This window comes from Robbsia andropogonis (genome assembly GCF_000970345.1).
Lineage (GTDB): Bacteria > Pseudomonadota > Gammaproteobacteria > Burkholderiales > Burkholderiaceae > Robbsia > Robbsia andropogonis.
Genome location: NZ_LAQU01000036.1, coordinates 17,011 through 42,043 on the forward strand (window position 1 = coordinate 17,011; position 25,033 = coordinate 42,043).

The following is a 25,033-nucleotide window of genomic DNA, read 5'->3' on the forward strand; positions in this document are numbered from 1 at the left end:
GGTAATGCAAAGGTAAACCGCCGATTATACGGCGTGAACAAGGTGTATAGCCGCTTCGGTGCAGCTTCGGCCCGAAAGCGGCGTCGCGCTTATAATGAAGGCCGTTTTTTCGCCGCCGTCCATCCGGCCGGTCCGCGTCCTTTTTCCGTTTCCCATCCCGCTCCGCCATGTCCGATCTGCTTGCCAACCTGAATCCCGAACAGCTCGCCGCGGTCACGCTGCCGAACGAGGCGGCCCTGATCCTGGCCGGCGCGGGGAGTGGCAAGACCCGCGTCCTGATTACCCGCATTGCGTGGTTGATCGGTCAACGTCATGCAAGCCCATCCGGCATCCTCGCGGTGACGTTCACGAACAAGGCTGCGCGCGAGATGACGTCGCGGCTGTCGACGATGCTGCCGATCAATACGCGAGGCATGTGGATCGGTACGTTCCATGGCCTTTGCAATCGGTTGCTGCGCACCCATCACCGCGAAGCGGGGCTGCCGCCGGCGTTCCAGATTCTGGATACGGCCGACCAGTTGTCGGCCATCAAACGGCTGCTGAAAGGTCTGAATGTGGATGAGGAAAAGTATCCACCGAAGAACCTCCAATACTTCATCAATGGGGCGAAGGAAGAGGCGCTGCGGCCATCTCAAGTAGAGGCGAACGATGCATTCAACCGCCGGTTCGTCGAGCTGTACGAGGCCTATGAAACGCAATGCCAGCGCGAAGGTGTGGTTGATTTCGCCGAGCTGTTGTTGCGCAGTTATGAACTGCTGCAGCGCGATCACACGTTGCGCAAGCATTACCAGAGCCGCTTCTCGCACATTCTGGTGGACGAGTTCCAGGATACGAACCGGCTGCAATATGCCTGGCTCAAGTTGCTGGCGGGAGAGCATAACGCGATCTTCGCCGTGGGCGACGACGATCAGAGCATCTACGCGTTTCGCGGTGCGAACGTCGGCAACATGCGCGACTTCGAGCGCGAATTCAATGTGCGGCATCTGATCAAGCTGGAACAGAACTATCGTTCACATGGTCATATCCTGGATTCGGCCAACATCCTGATCTCGAACAATTCGCAGCGGCTGGGCAAGGACTTGCGCACGGATGCAGGGCATGGCGAGCCCGTGCGCGTCTATGAAGCGGCGACGGACACACAGGAAGCAAACTGGATCGTCGAGGAAATACGGGCACTGATCAACCAGGGCCAGGCGCGCCAGGAAATCGCGGTGCTGTATCGGAGCAATGCGCAGTCTCGCGTGGTCGAGCATGCGCTGATGGCGGCCGGCGTGGCGTACCGGGTCTATGGTGGCTTGCGGTTTTTTGAACGCCAGGAAATCAAGCATGCGCTGGCTTACCTGCGCCTGATCGATAACCCGGGCGACGATACCGCTTTCCTGCGCGTGGTGAATTTTCCGGCACGCGGCATTGGTGCGCGATCGATCGAACAACTCAGCGACATGGCGCGGTTGTATAACTGTCCGCTGGCGGCCGCCGTGCCATATGTGACCGGCAAGGCCGGTACGGCACTGGGCAATTTCCTGCGAATGATCGCGCAGGTCCGTGCTGAGACGCAGCAGATGAATCTGCCGGATCTGGTTCGTCATCTGGTCAAGGCCAGCGGCCTGGAAACGCATTACCAGGCGGAGCGCGAGGGGCAGGAGCGGCTGGAGAACCTGGAGGAACTCGTCAATGCGGCGAGTGCCTTCATGGCGGAGGAAGGACTGCGCCGTGATGCGCCGGCGCGGATGGTGCCGTTGGCACCCGGCGCGAGCACCGCCGTGCCGCTTGCTGGTGTGCAAGAAGACGCTAGCGAGGTGTTGGATGCGCCCGTACCCGGTGCGCCGGAGCCGGTGGCAATGACCCCGCTTGCCGGTTTCCTCTCGCATGCGTCGCTCGAAGCGGGCGACAACCAGGCACAGGCGGGACAGGACGCGGTGCAGCTAATGACCGTGCATGCGGCGAAAGGGTTGGAATTCACTGCCGTCTTCATCACCGGGCTCGAAGAAGGTCTGTTCCCGCATGAGAACAGTGCGATGGAGCGGGAAGGGCTGGAGGAAGAGCGGCGACTGATGTACGTGGCCATCACCCGTGCGAAGGAACGTCTTTATCTCTCGTTCGCGCAGAGCCGGATGCTGCATGGCCAGACGCGATACAACTTGCGCTCCCGTTTCTTCGATGAACTGCCCGAGGGCGCGCTCAAGTGGCTGACGGCAAAAGTCGAGCCTGCGGCCCGATGGGGTGGACGTGCCGATAACGCGGGTTGGGGGCGGGATTGGTTTGGCCGCGGAGGCGGTGAAAAGCGTGGGGATGGGACCGAACGCATCCGTGATGACGACTATCCTGCCGACTCGGCACCGCTACCGTCGTACGCGACCAAGAACAAGGAGGCCGAGACGGGTTTTCGCGTGGGCGAGCCGGTATTTCACACGAAGTTCGGCGAAGGCAAGGTGATCGCGCTCGAAGGCGCTGGCACCGATGCGCGGGCCCAGGTCGACTTCAAGCGGCATGGCGCGAAATGGCTGGCATTGTCGGTCGCGAAATTGCAGCGAATCGACGACTGAGCGCGCGTTGTTACGGGGCCGGCTTCGCGGGGCGTCCGACCGGTGGCAAGGGCGGACCTTCGATGTCGAAACAACCGCGATACGTCGCGTACAGCGAGCAGTAGAACATCGTGATGAAGATGGCCACGATCGACATCATCAGCATGGTCATCGCGACCAGTCCGGCGCCCGACAGCGCGGACAGGATCATCGCGCCGATCCAGAGCAGAATCAGCGTTGCGAACCACAGCATGCCGTAGACGACAAAGGCCAGCTTGTTGCGCCAGATGGTATAGATGCTGAAAAACAGGGCTTTGTGTGGCGGCACGTCATGCCACGCCACCAGCACCGGCGCGAACCAGAACACGACGGCGACCAGCACATAACCCAGCATGACGATGGGCATCGCCTGCTGCGTGATCATCAATACGCCGCTGCGGATTTCCTGTTCGGACGGTGCATTGCCGAACAGCATCATCTGCGCCAACATGCCGTCGTCACCAATGGCCGAGGCCGCGAAAACGGCGCAAATGCAGGCAAAGTAGACAATTCCCAGGATCAGCAGTCGACGTACGACAACAGCCCCGCCCGCGAAGGCGCGCAGCAAAATCGTGGGGAACGCGGGTTTGCCGGACAGTACTTCGCGGCTCGCGGCAAAAAACCCGACCGTGACACCGGGGAGCATCAACAGCATGACAACCGTGCCGATGACCGGAGGCAGCGACACGATCCGCATCAACAGCAGATAGGCAAAGGACAGTGCGAGGAACAGCAGGGGACTGCGTCGGAACGTTCCCAAGCCCTGGCGGAACCAGAGTACGCCGTCCCTGGCGGTGACGTGTTTCAGTTGCATGACGTCGGGAATCAGCAAAAACAGGCGGTAATCGAGCGAAACCGGCGCGTATCGCATTCCCCTTTCAGCACAGGGGACAGGCCATCATCGCTCGGGCGGAAGACCGCACGTGAGACCTGGCATGGCGATCCGGGATGACACGGGGGATCACATGCCTTGGACAACGCTTCGGACGATCCGCAGCATAACAGGAACCGGCGCGTGATGGTCGCTTATCACGTGTACCGGCGGCGGATATGGATGCGCGCGGTCAAGCCAGTGGATCGTTGATCGTGGCATCTTGCGCGGCAATCCGGGCGCGCAACGTGCGCTCGAAGCGTTCCGGATCATGCGGTTCCAGCAGCGCCGCACTGCGCGGCAGGTGAAAATCGTACAGGCGCGAGACCCAGAAACGCAGCGCGCCGGCCCGCAACATGTCGCGCCAGTGGCGCAACTCGACCGGCGTCAACGGGCGTACCTGTTGATAGGCCCGTAGCAGGGCCGTCACGCGCGGCATATCGAGTTCACCGCTTTCCAGGTTGACGCACCAATCGTTGACCGTTACCGCGAGATCGAACAGCCACTTATCGTTGCCGGCAAAGTAAAAGTCGAAAAATCCCCCCAGCCGAGGCGTGGATGCGACAGGATCGTTGATAAACAGGACATTGTCCCGGAACAGGTCGCAGTGACAAGGACCGCCGGGTAGCGCGCGATAATCGTTCGACGCGAAGAATGCGCCTTGATGCGCAATCTCGTTCGCCAACAACTGCGCCTGGGATACGTTCAGGAATTGATGCAGCAGCGGCGTGACCTCGCGCCACCAAGGCAAGCTGCGCAGGTTCGACTGCTGGACGCCGAAGTCTTGTCCGGCCAAATGGCTGCGTGCGAGCATCGTCCCGACCTCGGCACAATGCGCCGGCGTTGGCGACAGTACGGCGCTGCCCGGCAAGCGTGTCACGATGGCGGCGGGCTTGCCGTGCAGCAAGCCGAACAATGTGCCATCCGCGCGCCGTACCGGATCGGGCACGCTGATGTCGTGGGCAGCCAAGTGACGCATCAAATTCAGATAATACGGCAGCTCGGCCGGACTCAGCTTTTCAAAAATAGTCAGCACGAACTCGCCCGCTGTCGTACTGAGGAAGAAGTTGCTGTTCTCAATACCCGACGTGATGCCGCGCAAACCCAATGACGCGCCTACCGGATAATCGGTGAGCCACGCGGCAAGATCGTGATCGGAAACAGACGTGAAGACGGCCATGCGTGTCAGAAAACCGGTGGCAGATAGAGAGGGGAGAATGCGTGTTTCGGAAACGACGTACAGCGTACCCTGTGGATCGCCCGCAAGCAATCATTGATCGGTACAGATCTCCATCGATTAGCGGTTCAGATCAATTTGGTGTGTGGAAATAAATCGGGAATCAGGCAAAACGGGATAGCGCTTCACCGTTGACACGGGAGCGTGCTAGCGCCAGAAACCCGGAATGTCAGGCTCGTTTTTAAATCAAACGATTGATCTTTCGTCGACCTATCGATGTGTATGCGAATCTCAGCGATATGTCGTGCGCCAGGCATGGCATATCGGCCGGGCAGGGCGCCCCGCCGGGATGAACACGGCACTGCCTTGGAAGCAGCGCGCGTCCATCCGCATGCTTAATACGATAAATGGATCGACGGTACGCGTCCGTTCGGCGCGCCGTTGTTTGGCACCCGCGGTGAGTTGTCGACAGGGTTCGACATCGAATAACGCGTGCCGAAATTCGAGCGGACATCGATTTCAGTGGGTTTGCCCTTGTCACGGTACTCCGTGATCTCGGTGCCCGAGCGGTCTCGCGTATGGAAGCTTGGCTCGCGGACCGTATTGAGCTCGACGCGCGACGATACCACGGCGCCCGGGCGGTTGATCTGTGCCAGATCAGGCAGGCCGGCCGCTTCGTTTGCCGACATCGGATGGGCTGCTGCTGCTTGACGCGCAGCGGCGGCGTTCTCGGCGGCCGCCGCGCGCTCGGCGGCGGAATCCGCTTGCAATGGGCTTTCAGAGAGCGTCGGTGGCGCATCGGAGACGCCCGATGTGACAGAGGTGGCGGGGGATTGTGCGAAAGCAGCACCTGAACACATCAAAGCGCCGACGATGAGGCCGGCCGCGAGGGATTTCATAGCGTATCTCCAGAAGCTTGCGGAATTCTAGCAAACTGTGGGCCTCTTGCGATGGCAGTCACGACAGCGATCAATGCCATCACGGTCAGATGTCGTGTTCGCGTCACGGTGCTACCCGGATAATGGATGGTTGGGGCTAGCACGATCTCAGTGGCTTCCGTGTTACTGTGGCGCCAGTGGGCGCCGGTGCGGGACGGTATGTCCGAGCCTGCGCAAGGCCCGCCGTGGTCGCGGGCCGGAACAAGCAAAAGCAAGGCAGAACAAGGATCATGAACCAATGAAGGAAGAGGCGCACAAGCATACGGCGATGCCCATGACATCGTCCCTCCCTGCCGTCGGCACGACCTCGAAGGGTGTCGACGCCGCTACGTCGCGAGAAACCGGCGGGGCACCACCGACCGGCGCTTGGGCACGTTTCGATGACCCGGCCAGTGCACTCGCGCGCCTGAGCGCGCTCTACGAGGAAAGCACGCACAGGCTGCAGTCTGCTTTTACGCGCTTCAAACGAGGGGAGGCGTTGCCGCCGGGCAAGATCCGGGCGTGCTATCCGATGCTGCGAGTGACCGTGGACGCGGCGAATGAGCTGGATTCGCGCCGGTCGTTCGGTTTTGTCGCCGGACCGGGTGTATTCGAGACCACGGTGACGCGCCCGGACCTGTTCGACCACTATTACACGCAGCAATTGTCATTGTTGCGACGTAATCATCCTGAAGGCCTCATCGAAGTGGGGATGTCGGATCAACCAATGCCGTTGCACTTCGCCTTCGCCGAGGGTATTCACCTCGAAGGCGAATTGGACCAGGCGCACTTGCGGACGCTGCGGCGGCATTTCGATACACCCGACCTGGCGCAACTCGACGATGCGATCGTCAACGGGACCTATGATCCAGGTCCCGACGCGCCGCGGCCACTGGCGTTGTTCACCGCGCCCCGCGTCGATTTCTCGTTGCATCGGCTGCGCCACTATACGGCCACGTCGCCAACGCATTTTCAGAACTACGTGCTGTACACGAACTATCAGTTCTATATCGACGAGTTCGTTCGCATGGGGCGCGCATTGATGGAGCGGGGCGACGATGCTGACGAGCGGTCAAGGCGTGCGGCCTACACGGCGTTTGTCGAGCCCGGCGATGTTGTTACGCCGAATGCGAACCGGATCGACGAATCCGTTCCGGCGGATTGCGAGGCGAGCGGCATGCCACCGCCGCGCTTGCCGCAGATGCCGGCCTATCACCTGAAGCGCCTGGATGGCAGCGGCATCACGATGGTCAATATCGGTGTCGGGCCATCGAATGCCAAGACCATTACTGATCATGTCGCGGTGCTGCGGCCTCATGCCTGGTTGATGCTTGGTCACTGCGCTGGACTACGCAACACGCAGCGCCTTGGGGACTACGTGCTGGCGCACGGCTACGTTCGAGAGGATCACGTTTTGGATGCTGACCTGCCGCTCTGGGTGCCGGTGCCGCCGCTCGCTGAAATCCAAGTGGCGTTGGAGCAAGCCGTGGCCGACGTGACGCGGCTCGAGGGACGAGAATTGAAGCGGGTGATGCGCACCGGGACCGTCGCAAGCGTCGACAATCGGAATTGGGAGTTACGCGATTATCGCGAGCCGGTGCAACGGCTGTCGCAAAGCCGTGCCATTGCACTGGATATGGAATCCGCGACGATCGCCGCCAATGGTTTTCGCTTCCGGGTGCCGTACGGCACCCTGCTTTGCGTCTCCGACAAGCCGTTACACGGCGAGTTGAAGTTGCCGGGGATGGCCGATTCCTTTTATCGCGAACAGGTGAATCAGCATTTGAAGATCGGCATGCGGGCAATGGAGTTGCTGCGCGAAAATGGCTTGGAAAAGCTGCACAGCCGCAAGCTGCGCAGCTTTGCCGAAGTCGCGTTTCAATAGATCAGAGATAGAACATCTGGTCGTCTTCGGACTTTGCTTTCGTGCGTTCGTTCTCGGCCTTGGCGTCCTTGCCGCTTTCGTAGAACTGCACGATGGCGGCCAGGATCTCGTCCGGCTCGTCGATGACCTGAATCAGCTCTTCCACGTCTTTTTCACCAATCAGCTTGCGTGTTTCCAACGTGTTCTTGAACCAGTCAAGCAGGCCTTGCCAGAACTCGGCACCCACCAGAATAATCGGCACGCGTCGTGATTTTTTTGTCTGAATCAGCGTCAGCACTTCGGCCAATTCATCGAGCGTGCCAAAGCCCCCCGGCATCACGATCACGGCGTCTGAATTCTTGACGAACGTCACCTTGCGCGTGAAGAAATGCCGGAAACGCAGCGAAATATCTTGAAAGGCATTGCCTGACTGCTCGTGCGGCAGTTCGATATTCAGTCCAACCGACGGCGATTTGCCGCGATGCGCACCACGATTCGCGGCTTCCATGATGCCCGGCCCGCCGCCCGAAATCACCGCGAAGCCGGCATCCGACAGCTTTTTCGCGATCTTCTCGGTGAGCTTGAAATAGGGGTCTTTCGCCTTGATGCGGGCGGAGCCGTAAATGCTGACGGCGGGACGCAATTCGGACAGGTATTCGGTGGCTTCCACGAACTCTGCCATAATCGTGAACATCTGCCAGGAGGCGCGTGCCTTCTTGGCCGTCGCGCGGTCGAGATCCGCGATGGAGCGCAGACTCGGAATCACTTTTCTATCGTTCATATGTCGGAACAACACACTCTGGACGGCAAGGTCCTGTTATTGGTCGATGGATCGAGCTACTTGTACAGGGCCTTTCACGCGATGCCTGATCTGCGCGGCCCCGGCGGAGAACCCACCGGCGCGCTGTACGGCATCATCAACATGTTGCGCCGTTTGCGGCGCGAGTACCCCGCAGAGTATAGCGCGTGCGTGTTCGATGCAAAGGGAAAGACGTTTCGCGATGTGATGTATGCGGAATACAAGGCGCACCGGCCTTCCATGCCGGAAGACCTTTCCGCGCAGATCGAACCGATCCATCATGTCGTGCGATCGCTGGGGTGGCCTCTCCTGATGGTCGACGGCGTGGAGGCCGACGACGTGATTGGTACCCTGTGCCGGCGGGCGGCGGCGCAGGGAATGAAAGTGATCGTTTCCACCGGTGACAAGGACCTGGCGCAGTTGGTCAACAGCAGCGTGACGCTGGTCAATACCATGAGCAACGAGACGCTCGACGTGCCGGGAGTCGAGCAAAAATTCGGCGTGCCGCCGGAGCGGATCGTCGACTACCTGTCGTTGATCGGGGATACCGTCGACAACGTGCCGGGTGTGGAAAAGTGCGGGCCGAAGACCGCCGTCAAGTGGCTGAGTGCGTATGGGGACCTCGATGGCGTGATCGCGCATGCCGATGCCATCAAGGGCGTGGTGGGAGATAACCTGCGGCGTGCCTTGCCGTGGCTACCCACCGCGCGCAAACTCGTCACGGTGGACACCGATTGCGATCTCGCGGCCCATATGGTTTCGATCGATGCGTCTCTGCTGGCGCGTCCCGAGGCACGCGATGAACTGCGCGACGTCTTCGGCAAATACGGTTTCCGGACGTGGTTACGGGAGGTGGAGGCGGCAGACGGCGGCACCGGCGCGGCATCGGCCGATAACGCGAAGGGTGCCGATGTCGATGCGGTATTGCCAGCGCCGATCGTCGGCGTGGAGATCGACCGTCACTATGAGACGATCCTGGATTGGGAGGCGTTCGACCGCTGGTATCACCGTATCGATGAAGCGGATCTGACCGCTTTCGATACGGAGACGACGGCGCTCGATCCGATGGTCGCGCGCTTGGTCGGCATGTCGTTCTCGGTGTCGCCGGGACAGGCGGCCTATTTGCCGCTCACTCATCGAGGGCCTGGCGCACCGGACCAATTGCCGCTCGACGAGGTGTTGGCGCGCCTCCGGCCCTGGTTGGAAGATCGGGACAAGCCGAAGGTTGGCCAGCATATGAAGTACGACGCGCAGGTATTGGCGAACTACGGCGTCGCGCTGCAAGGTGTGGTCCACGACACCTTGCTGCAATCCTACGTGCTCGAATCGCATCACAAGCACGATATGGACTCACTCGCGAGCCGGCATCTCGGCGTTACAACGATCAAGTACGAGGCCATCTGCGGGAAGGGTGCATCGCAGATCGGCTTCGACGAAGTGGACGTGCAACAGGCGTCGGACTATGCCGCGGAAGACGCCGATATTACATTGCGCTTGCATCAGGCGATGTACCCGCGGATCGCATCTCAGCCGGGCTTGGATTACGTCTATCGGCAACTCGAGGTTCCGGTTTCACGCGTCTTGCGCCGCATCGAGCGCAACGGCGTGTTGGTCGATACGGCGTTGCTCGGCAAGCAAAGCCACGAGATCGGCATGAAGCTGCTCGATCTCGAAAAGCAGGCTTATGAACTGGCCGGGGGTGAATTCAATATGAATTCACCAAAGCAGATCGGCGAGATATTTTTCACGAAATTGCAGTTGCCGGTGGTGAAGAAGACGCCTAGCGGTTCGCCCTCGACCGATGAAGAAGTACTGCAAAAACTGGCGGAAGACTTTCCGTTGCCGAAAGTGCTGCTCGATTATCGTGGCCTGGCGAAACTGAAGTCCACTTACACGGACAAGCTGCCGCGCATGGTCAATCCGGAGACACATCGCGTGCACACCACGTATGCGCAGGCGGTGGCGGTGACGGGGCGCCTGGCATCGAACGAACCGAACCTGCAGAACATTCCGGTGCGAACGGCGGAAGGGCGTCGTATTCGTGAAGCCTTCGTAGCCTCACCAGGATGCCGGATCGTTTCGGCCGATTACTCGCAGATCGAGTTGCGCATCATGGCGCATATTTCGGAGGATGAGGGACTGCTACGCGCGTTCGCTGCCGAGGAGGATATCCACAAGGCGACGGGCGCTGAAATTTTCAACGTGCCCGTGTCCGAGGTGCAGCCCGACCAACGTCGCGTGGCGAAGATGATCAACTTTGGTTTGATCTACGGCATGAGCGCCTTTGGGCTGGCGGCGAATCTGGATATCACACGAGAGGCCGCGAAGCTGTATATCGATCGCTATTTCGCTCGGTACCCGGGCGTTGCGCGTTATATGGAAGAAACGCGGATGCGCGCGCGCGAGGACGGCTTTGTGGAGACGGTGTTCGGTCGCCGTCTCTGGCTGCCGGAGATCAACGGCGGCAATGGACCACGTCGCCAGGCTGCGGAACGTGCCGCCATTAATGCGCCGATGCAGGGGACGGCCGCCGATCTGATCAAGTTGTCGATGATCGCGGTACAGGACTGGTTGGATAAGGAGCAAAGGCAGACCCGCATGATCATGCAGGTACACGATGAACTGGTCCTCGAAGTCCCGGAGAATGAGTTCGAGTCGGTCCGTACGACGTTGCCGGCGCTGATGTGTGGCGTGGCCACGCTCAAGGTTCCGCTGGTTGCCGAAGTGGGCGCTGGCGCGAACTGGGAGGAGGCGCACTGAGAGGGCGCGCGCGTGTCGGGCACTTCAGCGCGGCGTGGCGCCGGTGACAACGGGGCGGCTCGGATCGGCGATCCACTCGCTCCATGATCCGGCATAGAGCGCAGCGCCCGGAAGCCCGGCTACTTCCATTGCCAGCAGGTTGTGGCAGGCGGTCACGCCCGACCCGCATTGCATGATTGCGGCGTCCGGGGGCGTACCGTCCAATACGGACAGGAAAGCGCTGCGCAATGCGGCGGGTGACTGAAATTGACCTTGTTCGTCGAGGTTGTGCTTGAAGAAGCGATTCCGTGCGCCGGGAATATGTCCGCCCACTGGATCGATCGTCTCGTTTTCGCCGCGATAGCGGTCGGAGGCACGGGCGTCGATGACGAGATGGTCACCGCTGTCAATATTGCGCAACACGGTGGCTGTATCGACAGCCGATACCAACGGCGTGCCGGCAGCGAAATCGCCCGGCACGGTAGGGCGCGGCGCGCTGAACTCGACCAAGCCGCCATGAGACTCCCAGCGTGGCATGCCGCCGTCGAGTACCGCCACCGCTTCATGTCCAAGCCAGCGTAATAACCACCAGAGACGTGCCGCATACATCCCGCCTTGCGCGTCGTAGGCGACGACTTGCGTGTCCGCGCGCATGCCGAGCCGGGCTAACGTGGCGGCAAGCGTTTCGCGGTCGGGCAACGGGTGTCGTCCGCTACCCTGTGTCTTCGGGCCGGACAGGTCCGATTCGAGGTTCAGATGATGTGCACCCGGTAGGTGCCGTTCGGCAAAGACGCGGGGCCCCGCTTCGGGGTCCAACAAGTCGGCTCGACAGTCGATGATCAACAGCGAAGCCGCATCGGCGACGATGCGCGCGGACAGCGCTGCGGCGTCGATCAAGGTCGTGTAGCGTGGCAGGGCTTGCGTCTGGCTGCTGGGCATACGTTGTTCTCCGGTAGCGTGGCACGGCGGCGCGCTTGCACCGGGACAACGACCGATCGACGTCAGGGCATTCGACGAAGGAACGGATGCCAGCCGGCTTCGCATTGCGCGTCCACCGCGCGGTCTCAATACGTCAGGCGATTGCGCAGGTATTCATGGAAGCAGCGCATGCCGTCTTCCATCGGGGTTTGATACGGTCCCACTTCGGATTCACCGCGGTCCATCAGGGCTTTGCGGCCGGCATCCATCCGTTCGGCGATTTCATCGTCCTCGCGCGCGGTTTCCATGTAGGCTGCCCGTTCTGCCTCGACGAATTCACGCTCGAATAGCGCGATTTCCTCAGGATAATAGAACTCGACGATATTCGTCGTATGCTGCGGTCCGCGCGGAATCAGCGTGGAGACAACGAGCACGCCTGGATACCACTCAAGCATCAGGTTCGGGTAGGCGAGCATCCAGATCGCGCCGTGTGGTGGCTCCTTGCCTTGATGGAACGACAATACCGCGTCGTGCCATTTCCGATACGTTGGCGAACCGGGTTTGGATAAACTCTTGTGGACGCCGACGGTCTGGACGCTGTATTCGCGACCGAATTCCCATGTCAAGTCATCGCAGGACACGAAGCTGCCCAGGCCTGGATGGAAAGGCACCACATGGTAGTCTTCCAGATAGACCTCAACGAAGGTCTTCCAGTTGTAGCGGCATTCATGAACCTCGACGTGATCGAATCGATAACCGTCGAAGTTGAATTGGCGCACAGGGCCCAGGCCGGCAAAATCCGCATGTATATCGTGACCATTTGCCTCGAATAGCAGGCCGTTCCAGTTGACGAGCGGCGTGCTGCCCAGGTTCAGGCATGGCTTCTGCGGAAAATGAGGCGCCCCCAGGAGTTCGCCTTTCAAGTCATAGGTCCAGCGATGTAGCGGGCAGACGATGTTCTGCGCGTTGCCGCGGCCGTTGAGCATGATGGCCTGGCGGTGGCGACACACATTGGACAGCAGCGCGATCGTGCCGTCCTGATTGCGTACCAGCACACGACCTTCGTTTTCGCCTGGTAGCGCAAAGTAGTCGCCAGGTTCCGGCACCATCAATTCGTGTCCGATGTATCGGGGTGCTCTGGCGAATAACGTTTGTTTCTCCCGCTCCAGCAGTGCTGCATCAAAGTATGCCGAAACGGGAAGTTGCGACGGAACCGCTTTCAGTTCCGGGGTATTGCTGAGATTGGACATTCCCACTCCCATAAAACGTGGAAAGCAGCGAACAACCCAACCATCGAAAAATCGATTTAGGGAACCAGAGATTGTAGTCGTAATGGTGTAGATTGGCTATGTATTTCTGTCCGAAAGTGCCATGAAATGCGGTATTGCTGGATTTTTATCGGTGCTGCGGCAATATTTGTTTGTATGATGTCGCACCGTTACGCGTGGGAAGCAGGGTGAGGTCGAAATCGACTGCAATCGGTTGTTATATCGGAAAGCTTCGTGCAAACGCACGGCAAGCGCCCGTTTGCCGTAAAATGCCGGACTTATCCCTTACTATCCGTCAGGATTGCCCGTTTCCAATGACTTCGCGCTGTGATGGCGCAAGACCGATGGGAGCGCTCTATTCGGTCTGATAGTCGTCCGTCCATACGAGGCAGGCTGCGGAAACGCGCAATATACGGCGGTGCGATGCGTACGGCCGGCGCAATAAAAAACAGGCAAAAGAGGCGGTATGAGCTGCGCGACGACGCGATGCGAGCCGAGACGGGTGTGCGCACCATCGTCGACGTGGCCTACCGAAGCAACGACGAGATGACCCAAGAGACAATGCAATCCAGTGAGGCGCATACCGGCCAGTCTTTCGATGACTGGATGAAAGCGGTGCAGGCACGAACCGAGATGGCGCTGGACCGCTATCTGCCGCCGGCGGCCCAGGCACCCGAACGGCTTCATGAAGCAATGCGTTATGCGGCGCTGGGCGGCGGCAAGCGCGTCCGGCCGCTGTTGTGCCATGCGGCGGGCGAGGCGCTTGCCGCGCCTGTGGCGGCGTTGGACGCGGCAGCCGCGGCGCTTGAAATGATCCACGTGTATTCGTTGGTGCATGACGATCTGCCGTCGATGGACAACGACGCCATGCGTCGCGGCAAACCAACGGTGCATGTGCAATACGACGATGCCACTGGCCTGCTGGTTGGCGATGCGCTGCAGACCCAGGCGTTCCTGACCCTGTGCGACGAGGCGGTGCCGGCGTCGCGCCGGGCGGCGCTGGTCGCGGAGCTCGCGCGTGCCAGCGGTTCGCGGGGAATGGCGGGCGGACAGGCGATCGACCTGGCGTCGGTCGGGTTGAAGCTGCGCCGCGACGAGTTGGAAAACATGCACCGGCTCAAGACCGGCGCCCTGTTACGGGCGGCGGTCCGGTTGGGCGCAATGTGCGGGGCATTGTCGCTCGATGGCGACGATCAGGCCGCGGTAGCCAGTCGCGCCGCATTGGATGTCTACGCGGATGCGATCGGCTTGGCATTCCAGGTGGTGGACGACATCCTGGATGTGACCGCTGATTCGGCAACGTTGGGTAAGACGGCGGGCAAGGATGCCGCGGCGGACAAGCCAACGTATGTATCAATCCTCGGGCTGGATGCGTCACGCGATCTGGCCCGCCAGTTGCAGGCCGAAGCAACTCGGGCGTTGCAGCCGTTCGGCGCGCGTGCCCGGCGTTTGTCGGAACTGGCCGAATTGGTGGTTCAGCGCGCATACTAGGCGCAGATCGCCTCTTGCGGCATGTCGCCGCTGGCATATCCAGCGGCCGGCGATGTGCCATGCCTTGACAGGGTGGTCCTGCAGGTGCAGCACAACGCAGGTCCCTTGCTTTACAGCCGCCGAGACGGCGGCGTCAAACGAAAATTGTCATGTACGACTTGCTGAAAACCATCGACGACCCGGCTGCCTTGCGCCAATTGGACCGCGACGCGTTACGCCCCCTCGCCGACGAATTACGCGAATACGTGCTTCAGAGCGTGTCGCAGACCGGCGGGCATTTGTCGTCGAATCTCGGCACGGTTGAATTGACCATCGCGTTGCACTACGTTTTCAACACGCCGAATGATCGGATCGTATGGGACGTGGGGCACCAGACTTATCCGCATAAGATCTTGACCGGCCGTCGCGAGGCCATGCCGACGCTGCGTCAGTGGGGCGGGATCTCGGGTTTCCCGCGTCGGGTGGAGTCCGAGTACGACACGTTCGGCACGGCGCACTCGAGTACGTCGATTTCGGCGGCGATCGGGATGGCGGCCGCGAGCGTGCTGAAAGGCGAGGATCGACGGGCAATCGCGGTGATTGGCGATGGCGCGATGACCGCCGGGATGGCGTTCGAGGCCTTGAACAATGGTGGCGTATCGGATGACCTGCCCCTGCTGGTGATCCTGAACGACAACGACATGTCGATCTCGCCGCCGGTAGGTGCGCTGAATCGTTATCTTGCGCGCTTGATGTCCGGTCAGTTCTATGCCACCGCACGCAGAGGTGTGGAGCGGGTGCTGAGCGTGGCACCCCCGGTGTTGGAGCTTGCCCGTCGCTTCGAGGAGCATGCGAAGGGCATGGTCGGTCCGGCGACGATGTTCGAGGAATTCGGTTTCAACTACATTGGTCCGATCGACGGGCACGACCTCGATTCGCTGATTCCGACGTTGCAGAACATCAAGGCGCTGAAGGGCCCGCAGTTCCTGCACGTGGTGACCAAGAAGGGTCAGGGCTATAAGCTAGCCGAGGCCGACCCGGTGGCCTACCATGGACCCGGCAAGTTCAATCCAGCCGAGGGCCTGAAGCCGGCGCCGGCGGGCAAGAAGACGTACACCCAGGTGTTTGGCGAGTGGTTGTGCGACATGGCCGAGCTGGATAAGCGCATCGTCGGCATCACGCCGGCGATGCGTGAAGGCTCGGGCATGGTCGAGTTCGAGAACCGCTTCCCGGCGCGCTATTTCGATGTCGGTATCGCGGAACAGCACGCGGTGACGTTCGCGGGCGGTATCGCCACCGAGGGCATGGTGCCGGTTGTCGCGATCTATTCGACTTTCCTGCAGCGCGGCTACGACCAGGTGATCCACGACATCGCGTTGCAGAATCTGCCCGTGGTCTTCGCGATCGATCGCGCGGGCCTGGTGGGTGCGGATGGTGCGACGCATGCGGGCGCCTACGACATGGCCTTCATGCGGTGCATTCCGAACATCACGGTGATGGCGCCGGCGGATGAGAACGAATGCCGTCAAATGCTTTATACGGCGGTGCAGCTCGGGACGCCGGCGGCGGTGCGCTATGCGCGCGGCGCCGGCGCGGGCGTGGCCACGGTCAAGCAAATGACGGGCGTGCCTGTCGGCAAGGGGGAAGTGCGCCGCGAGTCGACTCTGCCTCAACGTGGTGCGAGCGGCAAGGCGGCAGCGCCCGTGCCGCGCATCGCGATCCTGGCGTTCGGTACGATGGTCACGCCGAGCGTTGCCGCCGGTGAGGCGATCGATGCGACAGTGGTCAACATGCGCTTCGTGAAGCCGATCGATGCGGATCTGTTGACGTCGTTGGCGGCTACGCACGATGCGATCGTCACGGTCGAGGAAGGCTGTGTCATGGGTGGGGCAGGTTCAGCTTGCCTGGAATTCTTGGCATCGATCGGTGCGGCATTGCCGGTATTACAACTCGGTCTTCCTGATCAGTTCATCGATCATGGCGATCCGGCAAAGCTGTTATCGATGGCGGGCCTGGACGCTGCCGGTATCACGGCATCCATTCGCGCGCGCTTCATCGAAACACCGGGTGCGACGGATAAGGGCGCCGATCAAGGCAAGAAAGCGAAGCTTGTCGCATGACGACCCGATCTGGGTAAGACGGGGCGCGACTGAGAAGAGGAAAGGCCGGATCGCCACGCACGATCCGGCCTTTTTCAATTGAGAGGGGGACGCGGTTGATCGCGATAACGACGTACGCGGTCTCATCGATGCATTACCGGATCCGCTCACCGGATAGTTGCATTCACCCGCGATTTTGTTCGCGCGGCTGTCCCAATTCCCATCGCGGACTGACGGAAAACCGGTAGTCGTGTACCGCTTCGTCTGGCCAGCGGGCGAGCCGAAGGGCCCCCGCCAATGCAATCATCGCGCCGTTATCGGTGCATAACGCCAACTCAGGATAATGGACGGTGAAACCGCGTCGTTTTGCCGCCAGGTTCAATCCGTCACGCAACTGCCGATTTGCACCCACGCCACCGGCCACCACCAGGCGCTTCATGCCGGTGCGCTTCAATGCGGCGATCGATTTTGCGACCAACACGTCCACTGCCGCGTCGACAAATCCTCGCGCGATGTCGGCGCGCGCCCGCGAATGGGGATGACTGTCGTCAACGGACGCCACCACGTGATCGACGTTGCCGCGGTTGTCGATCGCGCCGATGCGTTGCTTTACTTGCGTCAGGACGGCTGTTTTCAGCCCGCTGAAGCTGAAATCCAGGTCGCCTGAATGCAGCATCGGTCGGGGCAAGACGACGGCGCCAGGCGTTCCGGTCATCGCGAGCGCTGACACTGCCGGACCACCCGGATAGCCGAGCCCGAGCAGCTTGGCGGTCTTGTCGAACGCTTCACCTGCGGCATCATCCAGCGTTTCACCGAGAATCTCGTATTCCCCCACGTCGCGCACACTCATCAGTTGCGTATGGCCGCCTGATACCAGGAGGGCAACGAAAGGGAAAGCAGGGGGCACTTCCGCCAGCAGTGGTGACAGCAGATGCCCTTCGAGGTGATGGATCCCGATCACCGGCTTGCGCCAGGCAAAGCCCAGGCCATTGGCCACGCTGGCGCCTACGAGTAATGCGCCGGCCAATCCCGGCCCGGCGGTATAGGCGATTGCATCGATATCGGTGCCGGTGACGCCAGCTTCCCGCAACACGGTTTGCAGCAGTGGCAACGCGCGCCGGATATGGTCACGCGATGCCAGCTCCGGGACCACGCCGCCGTATTCGCGATGCATGTCGATCTGCGAATGCAGCGCATGCGACAGTAAACCAACCCGCATATCGGGCAGCGTCGCCGATTGCCCCGGCGCCTGCGCCTGCGTTGCGTCTACAGCGGGATGGCGGTACAGGGCGATGCCGGTCTCGTCGCAGGAACTTTCTATGCCAAGTACTAACATTGGGAAAACCGGAGCGGGGGGCAGCGAAAAAAACGAATTGGAAAGCAGAAAGAATCAAGCGTCGCCAGTATAGCAGCGGGCCACCCCGGTTTTCGTGCTTGGCGGCTACAATCCGGACATGGAATATTTTGATATCGCCGTGATCGGCGCCGGGGCGGCCGGCATGATGAGCGCCGCCGTTGCCGGTCAGCAAGGGCGGCGTGTGGTGCTGCTCGACCATGCCGAGCGCATCGGCGAGAAAATCCGGATATCGGGCGGTGGTCGCTGCAATTTCACGAACCAGGATGCGACGCCGTCGAACTACCTGTCGCGTAATCCGCATTTCGCCCGTTCCGCCTTGAGTCGCTATACGCCCGCCGATTTTCTGACATTGTTGCGCCGCCATCACGTGAAGTGGCACGAGAAACATCGTGGGCAATTGTTCTGCGATGACAGCAGCCAGGACATCATCGACGTTCTATTGCGCGAATGCGCGACCGGACGCGTGTCGGTGCGGCATCCTGTGCGGATCGCCGACGTTCGCCCAGTAGCGGCTGGCGCATCGTCGGGCGCGGCAGCGGGCGGGCGGGCGCCAGTCCGTTTCGTCATCGCCACCGATGGCGGGGAGCTGGGCGTCCATTCGGTGGTGATCGCCACCGGAGGGTTGTCGATTCCGAAAATCGGCGCGACGGGGTTTGCTTTCGCGCTCGCCACGCAATGGGGATTGCCGGTGGTGACCCCTGAGCCAGCGTTGGTGCCCCTGACGTTCACGTCCGCGCAGTGGTCCGCGTTTTCAGCGCTTTCGGGGTTGTCGCTTGAAGTGGGAATCACCGTCGTTGATGCGGGTATCCCGGACATCGCATCCGGGACGCGCCGAGGTACACGTGGCACGTTCAATGCACCCCCGCGCTTTATCGAGGACCTATTGCTGACGCATCGTGGGCTATCTGGCCCCGGCGTGTTGCAGGCGTCCAGCTACTGGCGCGCACCGGGGACATTGTCGATCGATCTGTTGCCAGGCGTGGATGCCGCCGAAGCCTTGCTCGCGCAGAAATCGGGTTCGCGACGGCAACTGGCGACGGTACTGGCCGAATGGCTGCCTGCCCGACTGGCGAATGCGTGGATAGACGACTGGCGCGGCGATGGTGTGTCCTCCGATACGCATGCAAGTCGTATCGCGAGCAGCGAGGGACGCGAGGGCGCCTGCGCGCAGGCCATGGGGCTTGCGGCTGACGCACGGCTTGCCGATATCGGGGACAAGGCGTTGCGTGATCTGGGTCGTCGGCTCAATGACTGGCGCGTCTTGCCGGCCGGCACCGAAGGGTGGCGCAAGGCCGAAGTGACGCGGGGTGGGGTGGATACAGAGGTGCTGTCCTCCGCGACGATGGAAGTCAAATCGATGCCTGGCGCTTATTTCATTGGGGAGGCGGTGGATGTCACCGGCTGGCTAGGCGGCTATAACTTTCAATGGGCCTGGGCTTCCGGCGTTGCGGCGGGACGGGCGGCGGCGGAAAGCGCCGCCGTGGCCGTGGGTCCCGTGTGATAACATAACGCGGCCTGATACCGCGCCGTGAGGGCATGGGTCACCGGTTTCCGTTGGATTTCTGTTTGCAAGGTGGATGCGCGATGAGCTTGAAGGATCAGATCACGGAAGACATGAAGGCGGCGATGCGCGCACGCGATACCGGGCGCCTGGGCACGATCCGCCTGTTGCTGGCCGCCATCAAGCAGCGCGAAGTCGACGAGCGGATCACGCTGGACGATGCGGCCGTTACGGCCGTGGTCGAGAAACTGATCAAGCAGCGCCGCGATTCGATCGCGCAATATACTGACGCCGGGCGCACCGATCTGGCGGAAATCGAGCAGGCCGAGATGGCCGTGCTGGAAGGGTATATGCCGGTCCAGCTGGATGACGCCGCGATCGACGCGGAAGTGGCGGGTGCGATTGCCGCGCTGAGCGCCGCCGGTCCGCAGGACATGGGTAAGGTAATGGGCCGCTTGAAGCCGGCGCTTGCCGGGCGCGCGGACATGACCAAGGTCTCCGCACGGGTCAAGGCCGCTCTGGCCAGTTGACTCGGCTGAAGGGTTCACTTTTTCCTGGCCCGGTGCCATTGGTTGAGACGTGATTCCGCACGCTTTCCTGCAGGATTTGATCGACCGCGTCGACATTGTCGAAGTGGTGGGCCGCTACGTGCAGTTGAAGAAGACCGGTGCGAATTACTCCGGCCTGTGCCCCTTCCATAACGAAAAAAGCCCGTCATTCACGGTCAGTCCGACGAAGCAATTTTTTCATTGCTTTGGTTGCGGCGCGCATGGAACCGCCATCGGTTTCCTCATGGATCATGCCGGCCTGCCGTTCCCTGAAGCGGTGGAGTCGCTGGCGCAATCGCTCGGCATCAGCGTGCCCAACGAGCCGGGCCCGAATCAGGGGCCTGGCTATCGAGGAGGCGGCGGTGGCGCATCGCCGAACGATAGTCGGCAGGAAGCGCGAAAGTTGTCCGATGTCATGCGCGTCGCTTGTGACTATTACCGTGCGCAACTGCGGCAGTCGCCCGTGGCGATCGATTACCTGAAGGGGCGGGGCCTGACCGGCGAAATCGCGTTGCGCTTCGGCTTAGGCTATGCACCAGGCGGTTGGCAGAACCTGGAGTCTGCATTCGATGACTACCGCGATCCTCGCTTGGTCGAGACCGGACTTGTCATTGTTTCGAACAAGCGTGACGGTCGGGATGTCGAACCGCATGCAGTCACATTGGACCATGGAGCTGGCGGCGCGGAGGCGCGCTCCGAAGGGTCGCCAGGCGATCTCGACAAGAACGGCGATCCGCACGAGGCGGCACCGCCAGACCGCAACGCACGCCGTTATGATCGCTTCCGTGAACGGATCATGTTTCCGATTCGCAATGCTGCCGGTCACATCATTGGTTTTGGCGGTCGCGTACTGCACAAAGGCGAACCCAAGTATTTGAATTCACCGGAAACGCCGCTATTCAGCAAAGGTAATGAGTTGTACGGCCTTTTCGAGGCGCGGTTGGCGATTCGCGAGCGTCGTTTCGTGCTGGTGGTGGAGGGCTACATGGATGTCGTGGCATTGGCGCAATTGGGTTTTCCCAACGCGGTGGCGACACTCGGCACTGCCTGCACGCCTGTACACGTGCAAAAGCTGGTCCGCCAGACCGAGCGCATCGTGTTCAGTTTCGATGGGGATGCGGCAGGGCAGCGTGCCGCGCGCCGGGCGCTGGAAGCGAGCTTGCCGCACGCGGCGGATAACCGGGAAATGGCGTTCTTGTTTCTGCCGAACAAGCACGATCCCGATAGCTATATCCGTGAACATGGCGCCGATGCATTTGGCGAGGCCGTGGCTCGTGCAATGCCGCTTTCCGAATTTCTGTTGTCGGAAATAAGTGGCGACAAGGACCTGAGAACGCCGGAAGGGCGCGCCAAGTCGATGTACGACGCCAAGCCGCTGCTGCAGGCCATGCCGGCGAACGCGCTACGCTTGCAGATCATGCATGCGCTGGCGGATCGCCTTGGGGTGTCCGTGGGCGAGGTGGCGGCGTTGTGTGCTGTTGACGCCCGCGCGGTGCCCGCGCGGCCGCAGGCCCCTCCCGTGTCTGCACGGCGACGCGTTACCGGCAACGAACAGCGCGCATTGCGCAATCTGGTGATGTATCCGCGTATCGCATTGGCTCTGGACCAATCGGCCCTGGACATCATCGCTGATTGTGCTCAGCATGGGGCGCTCTTTGCAGAGGTGATTACCCATGCGCGCGCGTTGGGTCCACAAGCGGAATTCCGGTTTTTATCCGATGTCTTGCGCGAGTCCGAATATGCCCCCATGTTCGATGATGTATTCAAGGAAATCCTGCATTACGACGAAAACGTCCGCGATTTGATGGGTATTGTCAGCACCGGCCGTACCGACGATGCCGACGACGACCAGTCGCTTGTGTCAGCGGCACGACGGGCGGATGCGGCGCGGGAACGCATGGAAGCGGCGGAAGCCGGGGCGCAGGCGGAAGTGATGGCGGCGCTGGCGAACATGCGCGTGGACAGCGTGGCGAAACGGCTTGATCAACTGTCCCGTCAATCGCCGCTGACACCGGAGCAGATGGCCGAAATGTCTTCATTGTTCCGGTTAATGGCGGAGTTGAAGCAGGCCGCGGCGTCGGGTGCGAACCCGGAAGGAAGCGCTTGAACGGAAGGGCATGCCAGAAAGTGAAGATCCCAATTCATGCTATATAGGCGATATGGTGCTATACTTCGGGTTTACAGTGCTGGTAAAATCACAAGCTTGCTGAATAAACCAAAGCAACTACTTGTTTTTACAGAATTTGGCACTATTTAGAACAATGCGGTTGTAGCAAGAAAGATGAACCAGAAACGCATGCTGGAACCCCGACAGCCTACAAATCAGGCCGGGTTCTTATAGGCATTGGGCGTGCCGCGGTCCCCCCGTGGCGCATCGAAGGCGTAGCAGGCGCCGCCCCGCGTTTCCGATATCTGCGAAAGATTTGCCGGCGGGCTTTGGCCTGTGTGGCGTCGTATGCGGCGTGGTCCTCGCCGGTACGGTGACCACGCGGGTCGAAGCCACTCATCAACGCAACGCGCGGACTGTCTGCGCGCCATCCCGTAAAGCGCGGGGTTGGCGACAGGTCGAGGCGCACGGCAAGTCCGTCACGCGGCGGCTGACGACGCGTGCGGCGGCACATTTTCGAATGGACGGCACAGCGGTGCGAAGCATTCGGTAAATGGGCGGCTGCAGCGATTCGCGGCACGTGCAACCCAAGGAACCCAGGGCCAATCGACGTACGCGACAGGCGTATGGAAGGCGGGCCGCTATGGCGAACTCCATGAAAAAAACGTTGAACGAAGTGTCCACTGTAGAAGATGTCGCGGCTGTTGAGGAACCCTCCAAAAGCGAAAAACCGGCATCTCCGACTCCTGCCAAGGCGCGTGATCGTCGTGCGAAAGAAAAGACGCTGCTGAAGGATGCACTGGCATCGCATCAGCCCGGCACGGCCGAGGAGCTTGAGGAAAGCCGTACGAAATTGCGCGCGCTGATCAAGTTGGGCAAGGAGCGTGGCTTCCTGACGTTCTCGGAAATCAACGACCATTTGCCTGACGGCATTGTTGAAAGCGATGCGATAGAAGGCATCATCGGCACGTTCAGCGATATGGGCGTGCGCGTGTACGAGCAAGCGCCCGACGCCGAAACGCTGCTGCTGAACGACAACGCCCCTGCCGCCAGCAGCGATGACGAAGTCGAGGAAGAAGCAGAAGTCGCACTGTCGACGGTGGACTCCGAATTTGGCCGCACGACGGACCCGGTCCGGATGTACATGCGTGAAATGGGCACGGTTGAACTGCTCACGCGCGAAGGCGAAATCGAGATCGCCAAACGGATCGAGGAAGGCCTGAAGCACATGGTGCAAGCCATCTCGGCATGCCCTACGACGATCGCGGATATTCTCGGCATGGCCGAGCGTGTGGCGAACGACGAGATCCGCGTGGACGAACTGGTTGATGGTCTGCTGGACGCGGAAGCCGCTGAAGCCGCCGCCAACGAAGCGGAGCTGGCCTCTGAAGACTCGGACGACATGGACGAGGAAGAAGAGGAGGAAGAGGACGACGCGGAAGATGACGAAGACGAGGAAGATGGCGACGAAGGGGCGCGCCAGGCATCGGCGAACGCAGCGCAGCTGGAAGCATTGAAACGCGCTGCGTTGGAGAAGTTTGGCAAGATCAGTACGGAATTCTCGGCGATGCGTGATGCTTACGAGAAGGAAGGCTATCAATCGCCGGCCTATCTGCACGCGCAGGAAGCCATTCAGCAGGAGTTGACATCGATTCGCTTTACCGCACGTACCGTCGAGCGTTTATGCGATACATTGCGTGCGCAGGTCGAGGAAGTGCGCAGCGTCGAGCGCCAGTTGCTGGCTACCGTGGTTGATCGTTGTGGCATGTCGCGCGCGGAATTCATCCAGCGCTTCCCGGGCAACGAGACAAACCTGGAATGGGCGCAAGCGATCGTTGACGAGCGTCATCCATATAGCGCGGTGCTGGAGCGGAATATTCCGGCAATTCGCGAACAGCAGCAGAAACTGATCGACTTGCAGGCCCGCGTCGTGTTGCCGCTGGGTGACCTGAAGGAAACGAACCGGCAGATGGCGTCCGGCGAGTTGAAGGCACGCCAAGCCAAGCGCGAGATGACGGAAGCGAACTTGCGTCTCGTGATCTCGATCGCGAAGAAATACACGAACCGTGGCCTGCAGTTCCTGGATCTGATTCAGGAAGGCAACATCGGTTTGATGAAGGCCGTTGACAAGTTCGAGTACCGTCGAGGCTATAAGTTCTCGACGTACGCGACATGGTGGATTCGTCAGGCGATTACGCGGTCGATCGCGGATCAGGCGCGGACTATCCGGATTCCGGTGCACATGATCGAGACGATCAACAAGATGAACCGGATCTCGCGTCAGATTCTGCAGGAGACCGGGCTCGAGCCGGATCCGGCGACGCTGGCCGAGAAGATGGAGATGCCAGAGGATAAGATCCGCAAGATCATGAAGATCGCGAAGGAGCCGATCTCCATGGAAACGCCTATCGGCGACGACGACGATTCGCACTTGGGCGACTTCATCGAGGACAGCAATACCGTGGCGCCGTCTGATGCGGCATTGCATTCCGGCATGCGTGATATTGTCAAGGATGTGCTGGACTCGCTGACGCCGCGCGAGGCGAAGGTGCTCCGGATGCGTTTCGGTATCGAAATGAGCTCGGATCACACGCTCGAGGAAGTCGGGAAGCAGTTCGACGTCACCCGTGAGCGAATCCGTCAAATAGAAGCCAAGGCGCTGCGCAAGCTGCGTCACCCGAGCCGTTCTGACAAGCTGAAATCGTTCCTCGAAGGAAATTGATGTCCGTTGTGAGCTGATGGCCGATTCGCAGAGGGAGGGCGCTTGGAAATTAGGCCTACCCCGTGCGATAATGCGTGCCCCGGGCCTCTAGCTCATGCTTGGTTAGAGCAGC

At 60.9% G+C, this 25,033-nt stretch carries 16 protein-coding genes; 9 read left to right on the top strand and 7 right to left on the bottom strand.

Annotated features, from left to right (window positions below; genetic code table 11):
- Positions 1–167: 167 nt before the first annotated feature.
- Complete coding sequence (locus tag WM40_RS22080; RefSeq protein WP_046153992.1) at positions 168–2,546, top strand: UvrD-helicase domain-containing protein; 2,379 nt, start codon at positions 168–170, stop codon at positions 2,544–2,546.
- A gap of 10 nt (positions 2,547–2,556) precedes the next feature.
- On the opposite strand, the gene WM40_RS22085 is transcribed toward WM40_RS22080, so the two are convergent.
- The 3 genes from WM40_RS22085 to WM40_RS22095 form a co-directional block, all read right to left on the bottom strand.
- Positions 2,557–3,435 (bottom strand): BPSS1780 family membrane protein, encoded by an 879-nt coding sequence (locus WM40_RS22085; protein ID WP_052738462.1) that lies wholly within the window; start codon positions 3,433–3,435, stop codon positions 2,557–2,559.
- A gap of 193 nt (positions 3,436–3,628) precedes the next feature.
- The gene (locus WM40_RS22090; RefSeq protein WP_046153993.1) at positions 3,629–4,615 is read right to left on the bottom strand and encodes a homoserine kinase; all 987 of its coding nucleotides are present in this window, start codon (positions 4,613–4,615) and stop codon (positions 3,629–3,631) included.
- A gap of 392 nt (positions 4,616–5,007) precedes the next feature.
- Positions 5,008–5,472 (bottom strand): hypothetical protein, encoded by a 465-nt coding sequence (locus WM40_RS22095; RefSeq protein ID WP_407691565.1) that lies wholly within the window; start codon positions 5,470–5,472, stop codon positions 5,008–5,010.
- Positions 5,473–5,824: 352 nt separating this feature from the next.
- On the opposite strand from WM40_RS22095, the gene WM40_RS22100 reads away from it, so the two are divergent.
- On the top strand, positions 5,825–7,414 hold the full coding sequence (locus tag WM40_RS22100; RefSeq protein ID WP_046154000.1) for an AMP nucleosidase: 1,590 nt from the start codon (positions 5,825–5,827) through the stop codon (positions 7,412–7,414).
- A 1-nt stretch (position 7,415) separates the two neighbouring features.
- On the opposite strand, the gene WM40_RS22105 is transcribed toward WM40_RS22100, so the two are convergent.
- A complete protein-coding gene (locus WM40_RS22105; RefSeq protein WP_046153994.1) occupies positions 7,416–8,174 on the bottom strand; it encodes an LOG family protein in 759 nt (252 codons plus the stop codon).
- Here WM40_RS22105 and polA point away from each other — a divergent pair, their 5' ends adjacent.
- Positions 8,175–10,952 carry a DNA polymerase I gene (gene polA, locus WM40_RS22110; protein WP_024902136.1) on the top strand — a complete coding sequence of 926 codons (2,778 nt, stop codon included), beginning with the start codon at positions 8,175–8,177 and terminating at the stop codon, positions 10,950–10,952.
- A 24-nt stretch (positions 10,953–10,976) separates the two neighbouring features.
- Here the strand turns inward: polA and WM40_RS22115 are convergent, their stop codons facing one another.
- On the bottom strand, positions 10,977–11,870 hold the full coding sequence (locus tag WM40_RS22115) for a sulfurtransferase (protein WP_096349214.1): 894 nt from the start codon (positions 11,868–11,870) through the stop codon (positions 10,977–10,979).
- Positions 11,871–11,995: 125 nt separating this feature from the next.
- Positions 11,996–13,099 carry an aromatic ring-hydroxylating oxygenase subunit alpha gene (locus tag WM40_RS22120; protein ID WP_024902138.1) on the bottom strand — a complete coding sequence of 368 codons (1,104 nt, stop codon included), beginning with the start codon at positions 13,097–13,099 and terminating at the stop codon, positions 11,996–11,998.
- A gap of 579 nt (positions 13,100–13,678) precedes the next feature.
- Here WM40_RS22120 and WM40_RS22125 point away from each other — a divergent pair.
- Complete coding sequence (locus tag WM40_RS22125) at positions 13,679–14,608, top strand: polyprenyl synthetase family protein (protein ID WP_036007790.1); 930 nt, start codon at positions 13,679–13,681, stop codon at positions 14,606–14,608.
- A gap of 149 nt (positions 14,609–14,757) precedes the next feature.
- Positions 14,758–16,707 (top strand): 1-deoxy-D-xylulose-5-phosphate synthase, encoded by a 1,950-nt coding sequence (dxs, locus tag WM40_RS22130; protein WP_024902140.1) that lies wholly within the window; start codon positions 14,758–14,760, stop codon positions 16,705–16,707.
- Between the two features lie 163 nt (positions 16,708–16,870).
- Here dxs and tsaD read toward each other — a convergent pair whose 3' ends face one another.
- The gene (tsaD, locus tag WM40_RS22135) at positions 16,871–18,022 is read right to left on the bottom strand and encodes a tRNA (adenosine(37)-N6)-threonylcarbamoyltransferase complex transferase subunit TsaD (protein ID WP_024902141.1); all 1,152 of its coding nucleotides are present in this window, start codon (positions 18,020–18,022) and stop codon (positions 16,871–16,873) included.
- Positions 18,023–18,140: 118 nt separating this feature from the next.
- On the opposite strand from tsaD, the gene WM40_RS22140 reads away from it, so the two are divergent.
- The 4 genes from WM40_RS22140 to rpoD all read left to right on the top strand — a co-directional run bounded on the left by WM40_RS22140 (position 18,141) and on the right by rpoD (position 24,921).
- Complete coding sequence (locus tag WM40_RS22140) at positions 18,141–19,544, top strand: BaiN/RdsA family NAD(P)/FAD-dependent oxidoreductase (protein WP_046153995.1); 1,404 nt, start codon at positions 18,141–18,143, stop codon at positions 19,542–19,544.
- An 83-nt stretch (positions 19,545–19,627) separates the two neighbouring features.
- The gene (locus tag WM40_RS22145) at positions 19,628–20,074 is read left to right on the top strand and encodes a GatB/YqeY domain-containing protein (protein WP_024902143.1); all 447 of its coding nucleotides are present in this window, start codon (positions 19,628–19,630) and stop codon (positions 20,072–20,074) included.
- Between the two features lie 49 nt (positions 20,075–20,123).
- Positions 20,124–22,199 carry a DNA primase gene (locus WM40_RS22150; protein ID WP_046153996.1) on the top strand — a complete coding sequence of 692 codons (2,076 nt, stop codon included), beginning with the start codon at positions 20,124–20,126 and terminating at the stop codon, positions 22,197–22,199.
- Between the two features lie 655 nt (positions 22,200–22,854).
- Entirely contained in the window at positions 22,855–24,921 is a 2,067-nt protein-coding gene (gene rpoD / locus WM40_RS22160; protein WP_024902146.1) for an RNA polymerase sigma factor RpoD, read from the top strand.
- Positions 24,922–25,033: the final 112 nt, after the last annotated feature.

What these genes read in the sequence shown, in the direction of transcription:
- polA (WP_024902136.1), top strand. Translation starts at nt 8,175, where the DNA reads ATGTCGGAACAACACACTCTGGACGGCAAGGTCCTGTTATTGGTCGAT.
- rpoD (WP_024902146.1), top strand. Translation starts at nt 22,855, where the DNA reads ATGAAAAAAACGTTGAACGAAGTGTCCACTGTAGAAGATGTCGCGGCT.
- dxs (WP_024902140.1), top strand. Translation starts at nt 14,758, where the DNA reads ATGTACGACTTGCTGAAAACCATCGACGACCCGGCTGCCTTGCGCCAA.
- WM40_RS22085 (WP_052738462.1), bottom strand. Translation starts at nt 3,435, where the DNA reads ATGCGATACGCGCCGGTTTCGCTCGATTACCGCCTGTTTTTGCTGATT.
- WM40_RS22080 (WP_046153992.1), top strand. Translation starts at nt 168, where the DNA reads ATGTCCGATCTGCTTGCCAACCTGAATCCCGAACAGCTCGCCGCGGTC.
- WM40_RS22115 (WP_096349214.1), bottom strand. Translation starts at nt 11,870, where the DNA reads ATGCCCAGCAGCCAGACGCAAGCCCTGCCACGCTACACGACCTTGATC.
- tsaD (WP_024902141.1), bottom strand. Translation starts at nt 18,022, where the DNA reads ATGTTAGTACTTGGCATAGAAAGTTCCTGCGACGAGACCGGCATCGCC.
- WM40_RS22120 (WP_024902138.1), bottom strand. Translation starts at nt 13,099, where the DNA reads ATGTCCAATCTCAGCAATACCCCGGAACTGAAAGCGGTTCCGTCGCAA.
- WM40_RS22100 (WP_046154000.1), top strand. Translation starts at nt 5,825, where the DNA reads ATGACATCGTCCCTCCCTGCCGTCGGCACGACCTCGAAGGGTGTCGAC.
- WM40_RS22145 (WP_024902143.1), top strand. Translation starts at nt 19,628, where the DNA reads ATGAGCTTGAAGGATCAGATCACGGAAGACATGAAGGCGGCGATGCGC.
- WM40_RS22140 (WP_046153995.1), top strand. Translation starts at nt 18,141, where the DNA reads ATGGAATATTTTGATATCGCCGTGATCGGCGCCGGGGCGGCCGGCATG.
- WM40_RS22125 (WP_036007790.1), top strand. Translation starts at nt 13,679, where the DNA reads ATGCAATCCAGTGAGGCGCATACCGGCCAGTCTTTCGATGACTGGATG.
- WM40_RS22090 (WP_046153993.1), bottom strand. Translation starts at nt 4,615, where the DNA reads ATGGCCGTCTTCACGTCTGTTTCCGATCACGATCTTGCCGCGTGGCTC.
- WM40_RS22095 (WP_407691565.1), bottom strand. Translation starts at nt 5,472, where the DNA reads ATGTGTTCAGGTGCTGCTTTCGCACAATCCCCCGCCACCTCTGTCACA.
- WM40_RS22105 (WP_046153994.1), bottom strand. Translation starts at nt 8,174, where the DNA reads ATGAACGATAGAAAAGTGATTCCGAGTCTGCGCTCCATCGCGGATCTC.